The organism is Brachybacterium paraconglomeratum, assembly GCF_039541415.1.
GTDB lineage: Bacteria > Actinomycetota > Actinomycetes > Actinomycetales > Dermabacteraceae > Brachybacterium > Brachybacterium paraconglomeratum_A.
The window spans coordinates 319,839-339,217 of sequence record NZ_BAABGE010000007.1; the positions used below are offsets into that span (position 1 = coordinate 319,839).

The 19,379-nt window shown below is 69.3% G+C and carries 16 protein-coding genes; 12 read left to right on the forward strand and 4 right to left on the reverse strand.

Going from position 1 to position 19,379, the window contains the following annotated elements; all coding sequences use genetic code 11:
- Positions 1 to 10 precede the first annotated feature (10 nt).
- From ABD893_RS10720 to ABD893_RS10740, 5 genes are all read left to right on the forward strand, one after another.
- Positions 11 to 1,093 carry an ABC transporter substrate-binding protein gene (locus ABD893_RS10720; protein WP_345079554.1) on the forward strand — a complete coding sequence of 361 codons (1,083 nt, stop codon included), beginning with the start codon at positions 11 to 13 and terminating at the stop codon, positions 1,091 to 1,093.
- Entirely contained in the window at positions 1,090 to 2,190 is a 1,101-nt protein-coding gene (locus ABD893_RS10725) for a FecCD family ABC transporter permease (protein ID WP_345079559.1), read from the forward strand. Before ABD893_RS10720 ends, ABD893_RS10725 begins: the two co-directional genes overlap by 4 nt.
- Positions 2,187 to 3,041 (forward strand): ABC transporter ATP-binding protein, encoded by an 855-nt coding sequence (locus ABD893_RS10730; RefSeq protein WP_345079562.1) that lies wholly within the window; start codon positions 2,187 to 2,189, stop codon positions 3,039 to 3,041. The genes ABD893_RS10725 and ABD893_RS10730 overlap by 4 nt, the downstream gene beginning before the upstream one ends.
- The gene (locus ABD893_RS10735) at positions 3,038 to 4,954 is read left to right on the forward strand and encodes an FAD/NAD(P)-binding protein (protein ID WP_345079565.1); all 1,917 of its coding nucleotides are present in this window, start codon (positions 3,038 to 3,040) and stop codon (positions 4,952 to 4,954) included. The genes ABD893_RS10730 and ABD893_RS10735 overlap by 4 nt, the downstream gene beginning before the upstream one ends.
- Positions 4,955 to 5,569: 615 nt before the next feature.
- Positions 5,570 to 7,384, forward strand: coding sequence for an HNH endonuclease signature motif containing protein (locus ABD893_RS10740; RefSeq protein ID WP_345079568.1), 1,815 nt, complete (start codon positions 5,570 to 5,572; stop codon positions 7,382 to 7,384).
- A gap of 90 nt (positions 7,385 to 7,474) precedes the next feature.
- Here ABD893_RS10740 and ABD893_RS10745 read toward each other — a convergent pair whose 3' ends face one another.
- Positions 7,475 to 9,010 (reverse strand): UDP-N-acetylglucosamine 1-carboxyvinyltransferase, encoded by a 1,536-nt coding sequence (locus tag ABD893_RS10745; protein WP_345079571.1) that lies wholly within the window; start codon positions 9,008 to 9,010, stop codon positions 7,475 to 7,477.
- Between the two features lie 86 nt (positions 9,011 to 9,096).
- Positions 9,097 to 9,624, reverse strand: coding sequence for an HNH endonuclease (locus ABD893_RS10750; protein WP_345079574.1), 528 nt, complete (start codon positions 9,622 to 9,624; stop codon positions 9,097 to 9,099).
- A gap of 155 nt (positions 9,625 to 9,779) precedes the next feature.
- Between ABD893_RS10750 and ABD893_RS10755 the strand changes: the two genes are divergently transcribed.
- From ABD893_RS10755 to ABD893_RS10770, 4 genes are read left to right on the forward strand one after another with little or no spacing between them, the layout of a single operon-like run.
- On the forward strand, positions 9,780 to 11,480 hold the full coding sequence (locus tag ABD893_RS10755; RefSeq protein WP_345079577.1) for a cation:proton antiporter: 1,701 nt from the start codon (positions 9,780 to 9,782) through the stop codon (positions 11,478 to 11,480).
- A 43-nt stretch (positions 11,481 to 11,523) separates the two neighbouring features.
- The gene (locus tag ABD893_RS10760) at positions 11,524 to 12,834 is read left to right on the forward strand and encodes a hypothetical protein (RefSeq protein ID WP_345079580.1); all 1,311 of its coding nucleotides are present in this window, start codon (positions 11,524 to 11,526) and stop codon (positions 12,832 to 12,834) included.
- A gap of 53 nt (positions 12,835 to 12,887) precedes the next feature.
- Positions 12,888 to 13,103 (forward strand): hypothetical protein, encoded by a 216-nt coding sequence (locus tag ABD893_RS10765; RefSeq protein ID WP_345079583.1) that lies wholly within the window; start codon positions 12,888 to 12,890, stop codon positions 13,101 to 13,103.
- Entirely contained in the window at positions 13,100 to 13,279 is a 180-nt protein-coding gene (locus ABD893_RS10770) for a hypothetical protein (RefSeq protein WP_345079586.1), read from the forward strand. The genes ABD893_RS10765 and ABD893_RS10770 overlap by 4 nt, the downstream gene beginning before the upstream one ends.
- Before the next feature lie 3 nt (positions 13,280 to 13,282).
- Here ABD893_RS10770 and ABD893_RS10775 read toward each other — a convergent pair whose 3' ends face one another.
- Positions 13,283 to 14,773 (reverse strand): peptide MFS transporter, encoded by a 1,491-nt coding sequence (locus ABD893_RS10775; protein ID WP_345079589.1) that lies wholly within the window; start codon positions 14,771 to 14,773, stop codon positions 13,283 to 13,285.
- Positions 14,774 to 14,835: 62 nt separating this feature from the next.
- Positions 14,836 to 16,359: a phytoene desaturase family protein gene (locus tag ABD893_RS10780; RefSeq protein WP_345079592.1), complete on the reverse strand. Its 1,524-nt coding sequence runs from the start codon at positions 16,357 to 16,359 to the stop codon at positions 14,836 to 14,838.
- Between the two features lie 74 nt (positions 16,360 to 16,433).
- Between ABD893_RS10780 and ABD893_RS10785 the strand changes: the two genes are divergently transcribed.
- The 3 genes from ABD893_RS10785 to ABD893_RS10795 all read left to right on the forward strand — a co-directional run bounded on the left by ABD893_RS10785 (position 16,434) and on the right by ABD893_RS10795 (position 19,336).
- The gene (locus tag ABD893_RS10785) at positions 16,434 to 17,294 is read left to right on the forward strand and encodes a siderophore-interacting protein (protein WP_345079595.1); all 861 of its coding nucleotides are present in this window, start codon (positions 16,434 to 16,436) and stop codon (positions 17,292 to 17,294) included.
- Between the two features lie 15 nt (positions 17,295 to 17,309).
- Positions 17,310 to 17,963 carry a DNA-3-methyladenine glycosylase I gene (locus ABD893_RS10790; protein ID WP_345079598.1) on the forward strand — a complete coding sequence of 218 codons (654 nt, stop codon included), beginning with the start codon at positions 17,310 to 17,312 and terminating at the stop codon, positions 17,961 to 17,963.
- A 68-nt stretch (positions 17,964 to 18,031) separates the two neighbouring features.
- Positions 18,032 to 19,336, forward strand: a complete 1,305-nt coding sequence (locus ABD893_RS10795; RefSeq protein WP_345079601.1) for an O-acetylhomoserine aminocarboxypropyltransferase/cysteine synthase family protein — start codon at positions 18,032 to 18,034, stop codon at positions 19,334 to 19,336.
- Positions 19,337 to 19,379: the final 43 nt, after the last annotated feature.

Sequence of the window (19,379 nt, forward strand, 5' to 3'; positions counted from 1 at the left end):
AGAAGGACCTATGACCACCGCATCCCCCCGCCGCGGGCTCACCCGCCGCACCGTGCTCGGCACCGCTCTCGCCGCACTTCCCGTCCTCGGCCTCGCCGCCTGCGGCGAGGTCACCGTCGAAGGACAGGCCGACACCGCTGAGCAGCTCACGATCGTCGACGACCAGGACCGCGAGGTGGTCCTGCCCGGCCCCGCGCAGACCGCCGTCGTCGTCAACAGCTACTCCAACGAGTTCGTGCGCGCCATCGGCGCCGGCGACCGCGTCATCGGCGTGGACCGGGCCTCCCTGGACCGGCTGCCCTATCTCGACCTCGCCGAGGACCAGGTGATCGCCGAAGGTCTCGACCAGCTCAACTATGAGGCCATCGCCGAGCTCCGCCCCGACGTCGTGATCCTCCCGCGCAACGCCGTCTGGCAGGAGGCGCTCGAGCAGCTCTCCGCCTTCGACATCCCCGTCGTCATCGCGACCGCCTGGGACACCGAGGTGGTCGATGCGACTCTCACCCTGCTCGGTCAGGTCTTCGGACTCGAGGACGGGGCCCAGCAGGTGCTCGACTTCCGGGCCGAGATCTCCGGCATCCTCGAGGAGAATCTGGCCGACGTGGAGCCGGTCCCGGTCTACTTCGAGACGGTCGAGCCGTACCTGACCACGCTTCCCGGCTCCGGCTTCCACGCCATGATCGAGGCGGCCGGCGGCTCCAACATCTTCGACGACGCCTCCGGGGGTGACGCCCAGGAGGAGCTGACCGTGGACCCCTCCGAGGTGGTGCTGCGCGACCCGCAGTTCGTGATGCATGAGTTCGAGCCCTCTGCCGAACCCGTCGACCGCTTCGACGCCCTGCGCGCGGATCTCGCGGGCCGACCCGGCTGGGCCGGGCTGAGCGCAGTGTCCGAGGGCCGTGTCGCGATCGCGAACGGCTGGGCGACCAGCGCGCTCGGGAAGTCGATCGGCGCGCTCTACCTCGGCAGCTGGTTGCATCCGGAGGCGATGGACGGCGTCGTACCCGAGGAGTTCCTCACCCGCTGGGTGACGGAGTTCCAGAACACCGAGCTGAGCGATCCGTCGGCCTATGTCCAGGGACCGCAGGCATGACCGCGACTCTGCAGAAGCAGCCCGCGCCCACCCCGGTGCCGGCCCCGACGTCGGCTGAACCGGCCCGGCGGCGCGAACTGCGCAAGTCCCTCGTCCTCGCCGTCGGCGCCGTGGTCTCCGCCCTGGCGCTGATCGCCTCCGTCACCATCGGCACCGCCGGGGTGGGCTTCGGCGACGTGCTGCGCTCCCTCCAGGTGAGCATCTTCGGCGGCACCATCAGCGCCGACTTCGCCCCGTCCTATGCCGTCATCACCCAGCTGCGGCTGCCGCGCGTGCTGCTCGCCTTCGCGGCGGGCGCCGCGCTGTCGGTCTCCGGTGTGCTCATGCAGGGGCTGCTGCGGAACCCACTGGTCAGCCCCTTCACCCTCGGCGTCTCCCCGGCCGCGGCCTTCGGCGCAGCGCTGGTGATCACCCTGGCCGGCACCAACCAGCTGCCCGTGTGGGCAACCATCGCCGGGGCCATGATCATGGCGCTCACGGTCTCCGCTGTGGTGCTCGGCATCGCCACCGCGCGCCGGATGGCCGTGGCCACCCTGCTGCTGCTCGGCATCGCGATGACCCAGATCTTCGAGGCGCTCACCTCAGCCCTCCAGTTCACCGCCAACGAGAACACCCTGCAGGCCATCATCCGCTGGACCTTCGGCTCCGTGAACGACGCGACCTGGTCGGACGTGCTGATCGTCGGCACCTTGACCGTGATCGCGATCCCGGTGACGCTGTTCTTCTCCCGGGACCTCAACGCGATCGCGTTCGCCGGGGACGACGCCGCCCGCAGCTTCGGCGTCAACGTCGGCCCGGTGCGGATCGGGCTCATCACGCTGGCCGTCGTGCTGGCCGCGGTGGTGGTCTCCTTCTGCGGGATCATCGGCTTCGTAGGTCTCGTCGGCCCCCACATCGCGCGCCTCGCGATCGGCGCCGACCACCGCCACCTGCTGCCCTTCGCAGCACTGTCCGGCGGGATGCTGCTGCTGGTCGCCGACGCCGTGGGCCGCACCGTCATCGCCCCGGCGGTGGTGCCCGTCGGTATCGTGGTCGCCTTCATCGGCGGCCCCGTGTTCATCTATCTCATCCTCACGCGAAGGAACAGTCTGAAGTGAGCCTCTCCGTCTCCGACCTCTCCTTCTCCTACGGCACTCGCACGATTCTCGAGGACATCACCTTCGAGGTCGCCGCCGGGGCGTTCTGCGCCCTGCTGGGACCGAACGGCTCCGGCAAGTCGACCATGGTCAAAGCTCTCGCCGGGGTCCACCGCGCCAAGCAGGGCCGCATCGCCGTGGAGGGCCGCGACATCGCGAGCCTCGGCCGCCGCGAGCTCGCCCGGATCGTCGCCTATGTGCCGCAGGCGGGGGACGCCCCCTTCGACCTCTCCGTGCGCGAGGCCGTGATGCTGGGCCGCACCCCTCACTTCGGCATCTCCCCCGGAGCCGCGGATCGTGCGAAGGTCGAGGACGCGATCGTGCGGATGGGCCTGAGCGACATCGCCGAGCAGTCGATGTCCGAGCTCTCCGGGGGACAGGCGCAGCGCGCCATGATCGCCCGCGCGCTCGCCCAGGATCCCCGCGTGCTGCTGCTCGACGAGCCGACCTCCGCCCTGGACCTGCGCTACCAGATCGAAACTCTCCAGCTGGTCCGGCAGATCACCCGCGAGGAGGGGATCAGCGCCCTGATCGCGATCCACGACCTCAACCACGCCGCCCGCTACTGCGATCAGGTGATCGTGCTGCACGGCGGACACCTGGTCGCCGACGGCACGCCGGCCCAGGCACTTCAGGGACCGATCCTGCGCTCCGTCTACGAAGTCGACGTCGAGGTGTTCGAGCGTGAGGATGCCGTCGAGGTGCGCCCGCGGGTCGATGCTGCCGGATTCACCCGCACCGGCAGCCGGCTCGACGAGCTGGAGGCAGCTGAGGCACCGCACGCGGACCAGATCCCTGCCACGGTCCGATGAGCACCGCCGCGTCTGACCACTTCGATGCGGTGATCGTCGGCGGCGGGCCGCGCGGCGTCGCGACCGTGCTGCGCACCGCAGCCCGCGTCCACGCCGCCGGCACCGGGCCTGTGCGCCTCGCCGTCATCGACGCATGGGCTGTCGGTCCTGGCGCGACCTGGCTGATCGACCAGCCCGCGCAGTACCTGAACAACACCCAGGCCGACGCCACGACCGTCTACCCCGACGACTCCACCCGGATGAGCGGCCCCGCAGCGCCCGGCCCCGACCTGGTGGACTGGGCTCGCCGCATCCGCGCCGACGGCGGCCATCCGGTGGGGGAGTGGGTGCTCGCAGAGGCCGCCGAGCTCACCGGCGCCTCCTTCCCCACGCGGCGCCTGCAGGGCGTGTACTTCCGCGACCAGCTCGATGCCGCGATCGCCACCGGCGCAGTCGAGGTCACCGAGGTGGTGGGCCTCGCCGTCGATCTCGAGCGGGAGGGCGCGGAGACCGTCGTGGTCCTCCGGGACGGGCAGCGGCTGGCCGCGCCCACCGTGGTGCTCGCCCAGGGGATGGTCCAGTCACAGCGCAGCCACGAGGTCACCGCCCTGGTCGACTTCGCCGATCGCTTCGCGCTGCGCTACGTCGAGCCCGGCATGCCCGCCGAACGTTCGTACACCGGCCTGCCCGCGGGAGAGACCGTGCTGGTACGAGGTCTGGGGGCGAACTTCTTCGACGTGATCGGGCAGCTGGCGGCCGAGTGGGGCGGAGAGTTCACCCCGGTCGACGGCGATCCCCGAGGACGCCTGCGCTACCTCCCCAGCGGTCTCGAACCGCAGCTGGTGGTCGGCTCGCGGCGCGGCGTCCCCTACCGCTCCAAGCCCGACGGCGGCCGCTCGGTGCGACCTTTTGCGCCTCGCTGGGCGCAAGAGGAGTGGTTCGCTGCCCTGGGCGGGCGCTCCGACGTCGACTTCCGGGCGGAGGTCTGGCCGGTCCTCGCCCGGGAGTTCGCCCGCGTCTACCTCGAGGCCCTCACCGAGTTCACGCCCGACGCAGTGGCCGAAGGATGGCTCCCCGGACTGGACATCGCCGAGACGCAGAACGCGGTCGATGCGGTGCTCGCGGCCGCAGTCATCGATCCTCAGTGGACCTGGACCCTTGATGAGCTGCACCGCCCCACCCATGGCGAACCGGTCGGGGCGAAGGACTGGTCGCAGCGGGTGCGGCGACTGATCACCGACGAGCTGGGCTCGATGTCCGATCCCTGGCGGCACCCGCGCGCAGCGGTCAACGGCGCCATGGGGGCGCTGCGCCGCCGTATCGGCCGCCTCACCAGGCTCGGCGCCTTCACCGGTGAGTCCCTCGCCCGGGATGTGCTGGGCTGGTTCGATGGCGATTCCCTGGCGCTCGCCTCCGGGCCTCCCGCCGAGCGGGTGCGCCTCGTGCTCGCCCTGATCGAGGCGGGGGTGGTGGAGCTGATCGGTCCCGAGATGGTGGTCGAGGCCGACGAGACCTCCGGCCTCTTCCGCGCCGCGTCTCCGGTCACCGGGCGGGTGGTCACCTCCGCCGTCCTGCTGGAGACACGGATGTCGAAGGGGAAGATCCCGCAGACCAGCGATCCGCTGCTGCGTTCCCTGCTCGACACTGGTCGTGCCCGCATTCATGCTGTGGACGGCGTGCAGACCGACAGCATGGAGGCCACCCAGGCCGAGATCTCCGACGAGGTGCTCGGAGGGCACAACCTCATCGCAGCCGACGGCACGGTGGATCAGTCCGTGATCGTCCTCGGGATCCCTGCAGCATCGACCCAGCCGGGTTCCGCGATCGGCGCCACCCCTGGGGTTCCCTCTCCGTTGCTCGCGGGGGCGGATGTCGCGGCCAAGCAGATCCTGGCGGGGGCGGAAGTGTGGGCTCGGCAGGGGAGCATCGCGTAGCCATGGGCCCGCACTGACTGAGATCGGTCACCTGGAGCGCCCCGGATGCATGGGTCGCACGGCCGTCGGCCCAGTGCCGTGCATTCGTCGCTCCGGAATGGCGGACGCATCGGGAAGACAGCCGCTTCCGCCACGGTCGATATGGGTGCACCGTTCCTCCACAGTGCGAGTTATCCACGTTCTCGGGACGGGTCTTGACAATTAGATAGTTACTTCGGCGTTCCGTTCGACGTTGTAGTCGCCGACATTGTTCGTCTAGGCGGAACATGTTTCCTGCGGGCGCCGCCGCCGCTGGCCCTCTTGGCGGGTTCCGGACGCACCACCAGGTACGTCGTGCCCCGGTGGCGGTGTTCCGCTGGTGCTCAATCATGCCTACCGGTGCCCCAGCTGCGCTTCAGTGGCGCCTAATTCACGCTTCGCTGGCACCTCAATGGCACCTCAATGGCACCTCGTCTGCCTTCCCTTTGTGCGACGGTTCCTCCCCACTCGTGGGTTATCCACAGATTCATCCCCATTTCGCACTGACCCTTCAGTAAGCGGCGGTGGGGAATTAGTATTGAGGGGTGTCGCAGAATTGATGAACAGGTTTTTGGTGTGCGGGGAGGAGGGGTTTCGGTGGGTGAGTTCGAGGAGGGTCAGTTCGCGTCCGACGACGCGGCGGGTCAGCAGCCGGCCGGGGCCCCTGCGCGTGAGGACGGTCCTGCCGAGCAAGCCGCGGCTGACAGCGATGTCTCTGCCGCGCGCTCCTCGGTCCCCGCTGTCGCCGGTGCCGTAGATTCGCCCAACGCCGTAGCGGAGCCTGGTGCGCCTGATGCTCCCGCTGAACCCGCGCCCGCGCCCGGCTCCTCTGCCGAGCCCGGTACCGCTCCGGTAGGCCTGCCGGCGTGGAGGGTGCGGGCGCGGCGGGAGTTGGATGCGGAGTACATCCTCGCTGAGGCTGTGCCGGGGAGTTTGGATGCGGGGCGGGTGATGGATCTGCATCGGACGATGCGGTTCCGGGCGAGTCTGCGGGCGCATCAGCTGCGTCAGCTCTCGACGTTCTTTCGGGAGGATCCCGAGGTGCAGGGCGTGCTCGATGACGCGGACATCACCGCGTTGAAGGTCGCCGCCGGGCTGCGGTGCACCTATCTCCAGGCCCACGCGATGGTGCGTGATGCGCATCTGGCGGTTGCGTGGATGCCGGTGACGTTCACGTATCTGCGGCGCGGGGAGCTGCCCGAGGACTGGCACCATTACCTGATCCGCCACACCCGTCGCCTGACCGAGGACCAGGCGCGGGAGGTGGATGCGCATATGGCTGCGGTCGAGATCCCGTCGGTCTCGCAGGACACGTTCGAGAAGCAGGTCCGGCTCGGTGTCGCTCTCGCGACCGCCGGGACTCTGCCTGCCCTGCCGTCGCAGTCACGGAATGTGGAGATCGTGGGGGTTGATACCGAGACGGGGACCGCGTCGCTGATGGTGACCGGTCCGATCCCGGAGATCCAGGCCCTTGCCCACCGGCTCGATATCGCCGCCCGCACCGTCCAGCAGGCTCAGCGTCACGCGCTCGAAGCCGGGGCGGAGGGGCCGTTGCCGTTCGATATTGATCGTGACCTCGCCGACCGAGGGACGGCCTTGTCGCTCCGGACGCTGAGGTATGCGATTTTGACGCATTCGGTCCTGGATATCGATCCGGTCGAGGAGACGGCACGGCCGTACAAGATCCTGGTCACCGTCCCGGCCCTGACGTTGATGGGGCATAGTGACGCGCCGGCGCTGCTGGATGGGATGACGCCCCTGCCCGCAGAGCTCGCCCGAGACCTGGCTGCGGGTGAGCCGACGTGGCAGCGGATCCTCACCGACCCGATCACCGGCGCGTACCTGCCGGTGACGGCGGAGACGTACTCACCCACCGCCCAGATGCGGTTGCAGCTGCGGCTGCGGCACCCCGTGTGTGCGGTGCCGGGCTGCACCCGGGCGACGGTGATCGCTGCGGAGGATGACCACATCATCGAATACGACCACGACCACCCGGGCCAGGGTGGGCAGACCTCGCTATGGAATCTGCACCGCCTCTGCTGGCTCCACCACAAACAGAAGACCGCTGGCATGATCGACCCCGAACGTGACCCGGCCGATGACCCCGCTGGTGGTGACGGGACCACGACCGCTGGGCCGCTCGCGACGACGTGGGATATCGGGCGGGATATCCGGCTACGCACGGTAGAGGACACGGATCTGCTGACCCCACGCCTCGCCCGGATCCTCGAACGGGATTGGCGGACCTACCAACGCGCCCACGAGGACGCGCTGCGCCTCCACGCCGAAGAGAAAGCCCGACCCCGGCAAGAACGCGCGGCAGAAGACCGCCGCGCCGCGTGGGCCAAACACCGCGGCCGCCGCATCATCCCACCCGGCCTCACCTACGACGAGACCGAACCACCCTTCTGAACCGACACGAAGGCTGAGGCCCGAGGACTCGGACCCCAGGCCTCGGACCCCAGGCCTCAGGCCTCAGGCCTCAGGCCTCAGGCCCCAGGCTCAGATATCCCGGAACGTCTCGATCCGAGCACCCAGCTTGTTCAGCCGTGCCGCGAGATCCTCGTAGCCGCGGTTGATGACGTAGACGTTCCGGAGCACCGAGGTGCCCTTCGCAGCGAGCATCGCCAGCAGTATCACCACGGCCGGGCGCAGCGCGGGCGGGCACACCAGCTCTGCACCGCTCCACCGCGTCGGGCCCTCGATGAGCACCCGGTGCGGATCCATCAGCTTCACATTCGCGCCGAGCTTGGTCAGCTCGGTGAGGTAGATCGCCCGATTCTCATACACCCAGTCATGGAGCATCGTCTGCCCCTCCGCGGTCGCCGCGATCACCGCGAAGAACGGGAGGTTGTCGATGTTCAGACCGGGGAACGGCATGGGATGGATCTTGTCGATCGGGGCCTTGAGATCCGAGGCATAGGTGGTGATGTCCACCAGACGAGTCTTGCCGTTCTCCGCCAGGTACTCCTCGGAGCGGTCGTACTGCAGGCCCATCTCCTCGAGCAGCGCCAGCTCGATCTCCATGAATTCGATCGGGACCCGGCGCACCGTGATGCTGGACCGCGTCACGATCGCTGCAGAGATGAGGCTCATCGCCTCGATCGGGTCCTCGCTCGGCGCGTAGTCCACATCGGTGGAGATCGCGGGCTTCCCCTGCACGCGCAGCGTGGTGGTGCCGATGCCCTCGATCGTCACGCCGAGCTTCTCAAGGAAGAAGCACAGGTCCTGGACCATGTAGTTCGGGCTCGCATTGCGGATGAGGGTCTCGCCGTCATAGAGCGCAGCGGCCAGGAGCGCATTCTCGGTGACGGTGTCGCCGCGCTCGGTGAGCACGATCGGGCGCCGCTTGCCGGAGACAGGAGAAGTGCTGGCCTGGTAGTGGTGATCGGTGGCCACCACCTCGAGGCCGAAGTGGCGCAGAGCCGACATGTGCGGCTCCACGGTGCGTGTGCCCAGATCGCAGCCGCCGGCGTAGGGGAGCTGGAACTTCCCGGCGCGATGCAGCAGCGGGCCCAGGAACATGATGATCGAGCGGGTGCGGCGGGCGGCGTCCGCGTCGATCGAGGAGAGGTCCAGGGTGGCCGGGACGCGCAGCTCGAGGTCGTTGTCCTCGTTGAGCCAGGTGGCCTTCACCCCGATCGAGGTGAGCACCTCGAGCAGACGGTTGACCTCTTCGATGCGCGCGACCTTGCGCAGCACGGTGGTCCCCGTGTTCAGCAGCGACGCGCACAGCAGGGCCACGCCGGCGTTCTTCGACGACTTCACGTCGATCGCGCCGGACAGGGTGGTCTCGCCCTGCACGCGCAGGTGGCTCGCGCCGGAAGCGCCGAGTCCCACCAGCTCGGAGTCGAGAGCGGATCCGATTTTCGAGATGGTCTCCAAGGTGAGGTTCTGCTGACCCTTCTCGATGCGGTTCACGGCGCTCTGGCTCGTGCCGAGCTCGGCGGCGAGCTGGGCCTGGGTGAGGCCGGAGTGCTGACGGGCGTCGCGGATCAAGGTGCCGATCCGTGCCAGGTAGTCCTCGTTCTCAGTCATCTCGTGACCGTAACTCATAGATGAGATATCTGCTGATGAGAGGGAGTGCGGCGATGCTCACGTTGCCGAATAGTGCCTGGTGAAGGTCACCTGCTGATCAGCAGTGGAAGCCGGCGTGCGCCCCCGAGGAACCTCTGAACGAGAGCCGGGTCATAGGGATGCACCCGCAACGGCATCCCCGCTTCTTCCGGGGTGCGATCTGCCTTGCGGTTGTTGCACTCTTTGCACGCGGAGACCAGATTGGTCCAGGACGACGGGCCGCCGCGAGAGACCGGGAGGATGTGGTCCACCGTGGCGAGCAGGCCCTCGCAGGGCGGGCTCTTGGACACGCGCCGACGGCAGTACGCACAGGTCCAGCGATCCCGCTCATGGATCGACCGGTAGGAGAATCCGATCGATCGCTGCCCGGCACCTTCCACCCAGGCACCGCTCAGCTCACGGGACAGCTCGAGGGCGGTGGGGATGATCCTGTCCTGGATGATCGTGAGCTCGACCGGATGCGCGACCTCTCGCCGGATCATGCCGAAGGCGTGGCGCACGCTGGTGGTGTGCAGGAGCTCGCCGACCCCGGTGTCGGGGTCGAATCCGAGGTTGTAGACCCGTACCTGTGCCATTGCGTCACCTCCGCCCATCGGCTGCTGTAGTCAGCCCGGGTAGTTCCAGTGTCTCCGATCAGTGTCCTCCCCACCATCGAATTCTTGCGGACGGTCGGGTGTCCAGGACCTGCACGGCGACCGAACAGCGCGTGCCGTGGTCCTAAGCTCTGGGGATGGGAGTCGAACAGCTCGAGCTCGTCGCGGTCGTCGGCGTGCTGCTGATCGTCGCGTCCTCCTACTTCGCCGGGAAGTTCGGAGTGGCCACTCCGATTGTGCTGGTGCTGCTCGGGCTGGGGCTCAGCTTCCTGCCCGGGATGCCGCCGATCGCTCCGGACCCGGCGCTGATCCTCGCCGGGGTGCTGCCGCCGCTGCTGTACTCCGCGGCGGTGAACATGCCAGTGGTGGACTTCCGTCGTGATCTGCGAACCATCGGCGCGCTGTCGGTGGTGCTCGTGCTGGTCTCCGCCTTCGGTACCGGTGCCCTGCTGTGGTGGATCTTCCCGGATCTGGGGATCGCTGCCGCGATCGCCGTCGGCGCCGTGATCAGCCCGCCGGATGCGGTTGCCGCGACCACGATCGGCAAGCGACTCGGGCTGCCACCTCGGTTGCTCACGATCCTGGAAGGCGAGGGGCTGGTCAACGACGCCACCGCGCTGGTGCTGCTGCGCACCGCCGTGGCCGCGACCGCCGGTGCCTTCTCCTTCTGGCAGGCGGCCGGGGACTTCGCCTACGCGGTGGTGATCGCGGTGGTGATCGGCGGTTTCGTCGGCGTGCTCGCGGTCCGGGTACGGTCCCGAATCGACCAGCCCGCCCTGACCACGGCGATCTCCTTCGTGGTGCCGTTCATCGCGTTCCTCCCTGCCGAAGCTCTGGGGGCGTCCGGAGTGCTGGCCGTGGTGGCGGCTGGCCTGGCCACGGGTGCTGGTGGCGTGCGTCGGCTGAGCGTCCAGGGGAGGACCGCCGAGCGGCTGAACTGGCTCACCATCCAGCTGCTGCTGGAGAACGGGGTGTTCCTGCTGATGGGTCTGCAGCTGCGCACGCTGGTCGCCGATGTGCGCAGCGCCGGGCTCTCCGTGACCGACTCGGTCTGGATCGGGATCGCGATGGTGCTGGCTCTGGCGGTGATCCGCACGGTCTTCGTGGTCCCGGTGGTGCTCGCCGCGCGCCGCCGCCGCTCCGGTCATCTGGAGAAGGCTCGGCGGTTCGAGGAGATCCTCGACCAGGTCTCCCAAGACGACAGGCTCCCGCAGCATCCCCGTCGGGCGCGCATCGAACGTTGGCTGCAGCGCCATCAGGCCGACGCCCGCTTCTACGCCGGCAACGGGCTGGGACTGCGCGGGGGAGCGGTGATCGCGTGGGCCGGGATGCGCGGAGTGGTCACCCTCGCCGCCGTCCAGTCTCTGCCCCTGGACTTCCCCTACCGTTCGCAGCTGGTCCTGCTCGCCTTCGTCGTGGCAGTGGTGACCCTGGTGGGTCAGGGCGGGACCCTGCCGCTGCTGATCCGGGTGCTCGGCATCCGCGGCACCGACGAGGAGCAGGCCCAGCGAGAGTTGTCGCTCCTGCTGGGGGAGCTGCGGGAGGCCTCCGCCGTGCAGGTCCTGGACAACCCGGACCTCAGACGCCGCGGCGGTGAACCCTTCGACAGCGCCGTGCTGGAGAAGTTCCGGCGACTCCACAGCCGCACGCAGGAGCCGCAGCCGGCAGGAGTCCAGGAACCGCTGAAGGCGCAGCTGCCGGAGCTCAGCCAGCTGCTGCTGGAGGTCCAGCAGGATGCGCTCAACGAGGCGCGTTCGATTGGGGCCTACGACTCCCACACCATCGCCCGGGCCCAGCGGATGCTCGACGCGGGCACCGCACGGCGGGGAACGCTGTGAGCCGCCGTTGGCACGCGACCGCTCGGGCCGTCATGCTGGAGGGATGACGGACGAGCAGCAGGCACAGCAGCGCGAGCGTGAGCTGGTGCTGTCCGAATATGGGACCTGGAGGGTCACGGCGGACGAGGACGCCCCGGCCGTCGACGAAGTCCGCACGCTGGAGACCCTCCTGCGGCTCAAAGCCGATCGACTGGACAGCTCCAACCCCGGCCACTGGACCGAGTCGCTGGTCATCGCACTGCTCACCGAGGTGGTTCCGCGCACCGTGATTCAGCCGCGCGAGCAGGTGATGGACATGGTGCCCACGCTGACGCGGTTCTTCACCTACCTGCGAGAGACCGGGCGCTGGGATTCCGAGTCGATGAGCGCCAGCGCGGCGCCCGCGGTGCTCACCGAGCTCGAGTTCGCGACCCTTGAAGCGGCCGACGACCCCACCCGCCGCTCCTTCTCCACCAACATCCTCGGGTACGGGATGCACCTTGGCATCGACCTCGAGGACGAGCGGGAGCTCGCGGCCTATATGCACTGGTACAACTCGCTGGCGGACCAGGAGCGCGTCGCCCTGAGCGAGACGGGACGGCTCGCTGACCCCGCCCGGCCTTATGACCGAGGAGCCGCGCTGCGAGCCGTGGCAGAGGAAGCGCACGACCCCGCACCCGCCGGCTGGCCCTGGTTCCTGCCCGAGCCGTCCACCTCCCGCGAGGCGCTGATGTCGCTCGACCTCGAGCAGGATCCCGAGGTCTACGCGGGCAACAGCTTCGTGCGCTGCACGGTCGCCCTGCTGGAGTTCGTCGGCCAGGGGCGGCGGATCACTGCCACCGGTGCGCTCGGGCGTGCGGACACTGGGGAGCTGCTGGCACGGTGCGGGATCGAGCAGGACGTGCGCGGGGTCCGCAGCATGTGGGACCACCCGGAGCTCGTCGGCCCCTGGGTGACGCTGCGCGACGGCGGCTGGCTCGAGGTGAGGGCCGGCCGCGTGCATCGCGAGCGGGGGCCGATCCCGTTCGTCGCTGCCGCGCAGGACCCTGCCGGGTTCGTCGAGTTCGGCCATGCGGTGCTGACCGCGCTGCTGCTGGGGAGAGATGCTCGCGAGGTCGAGGACGGCGGCTTCCGCGGGATGCCGGACACGCTGGCCGCACTGATGATCGCCTGCCGCGAGGGCGGGCTGGAGATGCGGGACCTCCGCAGCGCGGACCCGGAGGTGCTCGAGGACCGTGACGAGGTGGCACGGTGGATGGGGGTCAGGCATGACCTCGAATCACTGGTCGCGCTCGGGGCGCTCAGGGAGGATCAGGGTCGGTTCACCGGTTCGGGAGCGCTGCTGGTGGCGGTGGTGGCGCTGCTGCGGGACTGAGCTGCGCCAAGTGACTCCTTGGACACTTGTTCGGAACTTCCTAGGGTGAGGGGATGGCATCTACCCCAGAGCCCCACGCCGCCTCTCCGATCCGCCGCCTCCAGCTCGTCGCCATCACCGTGGTCGGGCTGCTCGCCGTCCTGGCTTTCGTCCTCTCCCTCGTGATCAGCGGGGATGCGGGAGCGACGCTGAACGCCGTTGCTGGGGGCCTCGGGATCCTCTGCGCAGTGATCGGCGTCAGCTTCGCCGTGGTGGGGAATCGGCGATGATCGTCCTGCTCAGCGTCGTCGGCGCGATCGCGGTGCTCTGCTTCGTCCTCTTCCTGGCCCTCGGGTTGCTCAAGGGTTGGGAGGATCCCGGCGCCCGGCTGCTGCTACGGGCAGCCGGGGCGCTGGGCATCGTGTGCGCCGTGATCGGCGTGCTGCTCCCGGTGCTGGGGAGCTGAGGCTCAGCGCACGCCGCGCATGGCGGTGCCCACGGGCTTGGCGATCAGCAGCATGAGCACACCGATCCCGATCGTGACCGCGCCCAGTGCGCCGAAGTACGCGACCTCGTTCTCGGCCGAGTAGAACGTCGCCAGTGACCCGGAGAGCGAGGTGCCCAGGGCGACCGAGAGGTTGTACAGCGCCATCATCATCACCGGATAGGAGCGCGGCGCCAGCTTGGTGGCGAGCGAGAGGCCGACGGGGGAGAGCCACAGCTCGCCGACCGTGGCGACCAGCATGATCAGCGCGATCCACATCACTGGCACCTTGACCACCGAGGCCATCGGCAGGAACAGCAGGAAGGCAGAGCCCATCAGGATGATGCCCACGCCGAACTTCCGCGGGGTGGAGGGCTGGCGCGGGCCGAGCTTCGTCCAGACAGCAGCCAGCACGGGGGCCAGCGCGATGATGAAGAACGGGTTGAAGGACTGCACCCACGAGATCGGCATCTCCCAGCCGAAGATCTCGCGGTCCAGGCGGGTGTCCGAGTACAGGGTGATCACGGTGAACTGCTGCTGGAACAGCGCGAAGAAGGCGGCCGTGCCGATGAACAGCGGGATGAACGAGACCACGCGGGAGCGCTCGTCGGCATCGAGCTTCTTCGAGGTGAGCAGCAGCGCGAAGATGACGATGGCGCCGACCACGGCGAGGCCCGAGACGACGGTGGCGAGGTTCCCGGCATTGAGCGCTCCGGTGAGGACGAGCACCAGCACGAGCGCCACGGTGCCCACAGCGATTCCGGACCAGAGCGGGTACTGCGAGCGCGGCAGCGGATCCGGGACGGCGTGGACACTCTCCGGCAGGCCCTTGCGGGTCAGCGCGTACTGGATCAGGCCTACCGCCATGCCCACGGCCGCGAGCGCGAAGCCCAGGTGGAATCCCCAGAGCTGCTGGGCGAAGCCGGTGATCAGCGGGCCCAGCAGGCCGCCGATGTTGATGCCCATGTAGTAGATCGAGAAGCCCGCGTCGCGGCGCGGATCGTCGCGGGAGTACAGCGAGCCCACCAGGGTCGCGGCGGTGGACTTCAGGCCGCCCGAGCCGATGCCCACCAGCAGCAGGCCGGCGATCAGGCCGGGGACCCCCGGCACCAACGCCAGGGCGATGTGCCCCAGCATGATCATCACGGCGCTGCCGAAGAGGGTCTTCTCCGGACCCAGCAGGCGGTCGGAGACCAGCGCGCCGAGGATCGAGAAGAGGTACACCGAGCCGCCATAGGCGCCGACGATGCCGAGGGCGACGGTCTCGTCGATCCCCAGCCCGCCCTGCGTGGCGGAGAAGTACATGTAGATCGCGAGGATGCCCTGCATCCCGTAGAAGCTGAACCGCTCCCACAGCTCGACGCTGAACAGGTTCGCGAGCGGCCCGGGCTGGCCCAGGAAGCTGCGGCCGGTGGGGTTGTGCGGATCCGCGCGCGGAGCGGTCGGATCGGCTGCTGGGCCGTCTGAAGAATTCACGGTGAGCCATTCTGTGGCATGTGGTAAAGCAATTCAACACAGAGGGCGCGAGGTGTGAGAGGTCAGTCGCCGAGTGCCGGAGAAATCCTTTGTGTCGGCGCTGGGGAGAGGTCCGGCAGTTCGCCGATCCCGAATTCGTGGGCGAGGACCCGGCGTGCGGCGTGCCAGCCGGACATCCCGTGCACTCCGGGACCCGGCGGGGTCGCCTGCGAGCACAGGTACCAACCCGTCTCCGCCAGGCGGTAGGGGTCCAGGCGTGCGGTCGGACGGGCGATCATCCCGGCCATGGTGACTCGGCCCATGGAGATGTCGCCGCCGACGAGGGCGGGGTTGTGCAGGGCCATCTGTGAGGCCGGTATTCCCTGCGAGGCGACGATCAGGTCGCGGAACCCAGGGGCGAAACGCTCGATCTGGCGGGTCACCAGCTCGGTGGGGTCGGTGGTGTCCCCGGCGGGCATGTGGGCATAGGCCCAGAGGGGGCGCAGGCCGCCGTGCATGCGGGAGGGATCTGCGACGGACGGATCGCTGACCAGCGTCATCGGCTGCTCGGGGACGCGCCCTGCCGCCACCTGCGCCTCGGCATGAGCCATCTGGGCACGAGTGCCTCCGAGATGCTGGGTCCCCGCCTCGCCGACCTCCGGATCTCGCCAGGGCACTGGGCCGGAGAGCACGAAGTCCACCTTCGCTGCGGCGTCGCCGTGAGGGAAGCGGCGCAGCGCCCGCTCGAGCGATGCGGGCAGACGGTTCGCGAGGATGTCCGCTGCGGCGCCCGCCGGGGTATCCAGCAGCACCGCACGCGCGGGGGGCACGTCGCGCCAGCTGCGCACATGGTGACCGGTGATGATCTGCCCGCCATGCGCGCGGAGATCCTCCACCAGGACATCGATGATCGACTGCGAGCCGCCGACGGGGATCGGCCAGCCGACCCCATGGCCGATCGCGCTGAGCAGCCCCGCGGTCGCCGACAGCGCGAGCGAGGGCATCGTGCCGATGGCGTGCGCGGCCACGCCGCCCAGCAGGGCACGGGCCCGCTCGGTGCGAAAGGGCAGATCCCACGCCGGCGTGCCCTGCAGGCCGATCAGGGCACCGAAGACGGGCGCGGCCAGCAGAGTCCGCGGGGTGAGCAGTGAGAGGGGGATCGAGCGCTTGTCCCCGAGGGCGAGCTCGACCACGAGGTCCTGATACCGGGCGAGGGTGCCGATGGTGGCGCGCCAGGCGGAGCCGTCGGCGCCGAGGCCGTCCGCAGTGCGTTCGGCATCGCGCCAGGCGATCGCCGCTGGCTGGTCGTCCAGAGGCTGGGCATAGGAAGCGTTCGGCGCGATCGCCCGGACCCCGCGGGCCCGCACATCGAACGCTTCGAAGAAGGGGCTCGCGAGCGCGAGGGGATGGGCGGCAGAGCAGATGTCGTGCACGATCCCGGGCGCCAGGCCGAGGTCGAGGGTGCGAGCACCGCCGCCGATCGTCGACTGAGACTCGAGCACCTGCACCGAGAGCCCGGCCCGCGCCAGGGTGACCGCGGCGGCAAGGCCGTTGGGTCCCGAACCCACCACGACTGCGTCGACCTCGGGCTGGGGCTGTGTGCTCATCTGCCCAGCCTAGAGGAGGTGCGTTCGCTCCCCTCCCCATTTACGGAAGTGCTGCGTAGCGTAATGTGGAGGATATGCAGACCACCACTGAATCGCCCGCCCTTGCCGAGACCGCCGCGGGGCGCCCTGCGCGCCGTCCTCAGACCCAGGCCGTCCTGGAGGTGCTGAGCAAGACCCGCATCTCGCCCCGCCTGCTGCGCCTCACCCTCGGGGGAGAGGGCTACGCCGCGCTGAACCGCAATGAGCACACCGATGCCTACGTCAAGTTGCTCATCGCGGATCCCGCCGCCGGCCTGCATCCCCCCTATGACATGGACGCGCTGCGGGAGCAGAGCCCCGAGCTGATGCCCGCACGCCGTACCTACACGGTGCGCCGCTGGGACGACGAGCACCAGCGCCTGGACATCGATGTGGTTCTGCACGGAGACGGGACGGACAACGGTGTCGCCGCTCGGTGGGCCGACGAGGCACAGCCGGGGGAGCGCATCGCCATGTCCGGCGCCGGCGGCGGCTACACCCCGCAGCCGGAGACCCGTCGCCATCTGATCATCGGAGACCACGCCGCTGTCCCCGCGATCGCCGCCGCCCTCGAGTCGATGGACCCCGGCGCGGTCGGCACGGTGCTGATCCAGCTGGACAGTGAAGAGGATCGCCTCACGCTCGAGCACCCCGCCGGGGTCGAGCTGCACTGGCTGATCGGTGAGCGTCAGCTGCTGGTCGACCGGGTCGCCGCGCTCGAGCTCAGCGACCACGAGGGCTTGCAGGTCTTCTGCCACGTCGAGCGAGGCATCACCAAACTGCTGCGCAGGGTGCTGGTGAAGGAAGCGAGGATCCCGCGCGAGCAGATCTCGATCTCCGCCTACTGGGCCCTGGGTCGTATCGAGGACCAGTTCCAGGCCGAGAAGCGTGAGCCGGTCGGCCGGATCGATGACTGAGGCTGGGCACGCAGCATGGATCTGATCATCGGCGCCGACGAGCTGGCCCGCCCCGCCTGGGCCTCCACGCACGACGATCTGCGCCTCTACTACGACACTGAGTGGGGCATGCCGGTGCGCGACGAGCGCGGAGTCTTCGAGCGGCTCGCGCTCGAAGGTTTTCAATCGGGGCTGAGTTGGGCCACGATCCTGCGCCGTCGGGAGGGCTTCCGGCGGGCGTTCGAGGGCTTCGACGTCGAGGCCGTCGCGAACTTCGGCCCCGAGGATGTCGAACGGCTCCTCGCGGACACCGGGATCATCCGGCACCGCGGAAAGATCGAGGCGACCCTCTCCAACGCCCGCGCGACGATCGCCCTGCGGGACGAGCGGGGGCCGGGAACCACGCTCGCGGATCTGGTGTGGTCTTACCAGCCTGCGCAGACTCCACAGCCCCGCACGCCGGCGGAGGTCCCCACCACGAGCGAGGAATCGGTGGCGCTCGCGAAGGAGCTCAAACGCCGCGGGTTCCGGTTCGTCGGCCCGACCACCATGTTCGCGCTGATGGAGGCGCTGGGGGTGGTCGACACCCACCTGCTGGGCTCCCATCGGCGGGGCAGCTCGGGGATCTGGGCAGCGGATGGCACAGCAGTGGATGGCACAGCGATCGCGGAGAGCCACACTCCGTCATAGTTCTCGCGCGCTGGCGCCGCGCCGTCCGACGATGGTCCGGTGAGCACCGGAGACCTCGAGGAGGCGTTATGAGCACGGCAGGGATACACGCGGGATGGGGTCCAGCCGCCGACGGCCACCGCGCGCTGACCCCGCCCGTCTACGCCTCGAGCGCCTACGCCCAGGCCTCCCACTCCTCGCTCAAGGCGCTGTTCGAGCGACGTGCCGAAGGCTTCGCCTACTCCCGTTCCGGGAATCCCACGACAGCAGTGCTCGAGCAGCGGATCAGCACCCTGGAACAGGGGATCGGCGCGATCGCTGTCGCCTCGGGACAGTCCGCGACCACCATCGCCCTGTGTGCCCTGGTCGCCCCCGGCGGACATGTCGTCGCCTCCTCACGGCTCTATGGCGGCACCACCGAGGTCCTCGATGACACCCTCGCCGACTTCGGTGTCACCTGCACGGTGGCAGATCCATGGGACCTTCCGGCGTGGGAGGCCGCCTTCACCGACCGCACCCGGGCGGCGATCGTGGAATCCATCGCGAATCCCGGCGCCCAGCTCGTGGACCTCGCAGCACTGACCGCGATCGCCCATTCTCACGATGTCCCCGTGGTGGTCGACTCCACGCTTGCGAGCCCGGCTCTCTACCGGCCCGGAGAGCACGGCGCCGACCTGGTGGTCCACTCCGCCACCAAGTACCTGTGCGGGCACGGCACCACCATCGCCGGGCTGATCGTGGACACCGGCCGCTTCGATCCACGGCGGCGGCCGGAGCGCTGGCAGCAGCTCACCACCCCGAATCGGCGCTTCGGCGTGACCTTCGCCGACGAGTACCGTCGCGGAGGCTCCGGGCTGCTGGCCTACGCCCGTGCCAAGTACGTCACCGACTTCGGCACCACCCTGCCTGCCGCGAGCGCCCAGCAGATCCTGGTCGGCATCGAGACCCTCGACCTGCGGATGCGGAAGGTCAGCACGGACGCCGCAGCGCTGGCTGGCCGGCTGCATGGACTGCCGGGGGTGAGCACGGTCGAGCACTCCAGCATCCCGGGTCGCCCGGATGCGCACCTCGCGCGGCGAGACTTCCCGCGGGGCACCTCCGGGGTGTTTTCCCTGGAGCTCGCAGGAGGAGAGGCAGCGGCCGCGGCCTTCTGCGATGCGCTGTCGCTGTGGACCATCGCGGTGAACCTCGGAGATGCTCGCTCGCTGGTCTGTCATCCGGGGAGCACCACCCATTCACATCTGAGCGAGATCCAGCGCGCGGCCTGCGGGGTGAGGCCGGGCACGGTGCGACTCAGCGTCGGACTCGAGGACCTCGAGGACCTGTGGGCAGATCTCGCACGGGGGCTCCAGGCGGCCCGGGTGGTGAGCACGACGGTGCCGACGGCGGCGTGACTCCGATCGCCTCGGGGAAGAATCCGCGAGCGGGTGCCGTTGT

What these genes read in the sequence shown, in the direction of transcription:
- ABD893_RS10720 (WP_345079554.1), top strand. Translation starts at nt 11, where the DNA reads ATGACCACCGCATCCCCCCGCCGCGGGCTCACCCGCCGCACCGTGCTC.
- ABD893_RS10725 (WP_345079559.1), top strand. Translation starts at nt 1,090, where the DNA reads ATGACCGCGACTCTGCAGAAGCAGCCCGCGCCCACCCCGGTGCCGGCC.
- ABD893_RS10735 (WP_345079565.1), top strand. Translation starts at nt 3,038, where the DNA reads ATGAGCACCGCCGCGTCTGACCACTTCGATGCGGTGATCGTCGGCGGC.
- ABD893_RS10745 (WP_345079571.1), bottom strand. Translation starts at nt 9,010, where the DNA reads ATGACTGAGAACGAGGACTACCTGGCACGGATCGGCACCTTGATCCGC.
- ABD893_RS10750 (WP_345079574.1), bottom strand. Translation starts at nt 9,624, where the DNA reads ATGGCACAGGTACGGGTCTACAACCTCGGATTCGACCCCGACACCGGG.
- ABD893_RS10755 (WP_345079577.1), top strand. Translation starts at nt 9,780, where the DNA reads ATGGGAGTCGAACAGCTCGAGCTCGTCGCGGTCGTCGGCGTGCTGCTG.
- ABD893_RS10760 (WP_345079580.1), top strand. Translation starts at nt 11,524, where the DNA reads ATGACGGACGAGCAGCAGGCACAGCAGCGCGAGCGTGAGCTGGTGCTG.
- ABD893_RS10765 (WP_345079583.1), top strand. Translation starts at nt 12,888, where the DNA reads ATGGCATCTACCCCAGAGCCCCACGCCGCCTCTCCGATCCGCCGCCTC.
- ABD893_RS10770 (WP_345079586.1), top strand. Translation starts at nt 13,100, where the DNA reads ATGATCGTCCTGCTCAGCGTCGTCGGCGCGATCGCGGTGCTCTGCTTC.
- ABD893_RS10780 (WP_345079592.1), bottom strand. Translation starts at nt 16,359, where the DNA reads ATGAGCACACAGCCCCAGCCCGAGGTCGACGCAGTCGTGGTGGGTTCG.
- ABD893_RS10785 (WP_345079595.1), top strand. Translation starts at nt 16,434, where the DNA reads ATGCAGACCACCACTGAATCGCCCGCCCTTGCCGAGACCGCCGCGGGG.
- ABD893_RS10790 (WP_345079598.1), top strand. Translation starts at nt 17,310, where the DNA reads ATGGATCTGATCATCGGCGCCGACGAGCTGGCCCGCCCCGCCTGGGCC.
- ABD893_RS10795 (WP_345079601.1), top strand. Translation starts at nt 18,032, where the DNA reads ATGAGCACGGCAGGGATACACGCGGGATGGGGTCCAGCCGCCGACGGC.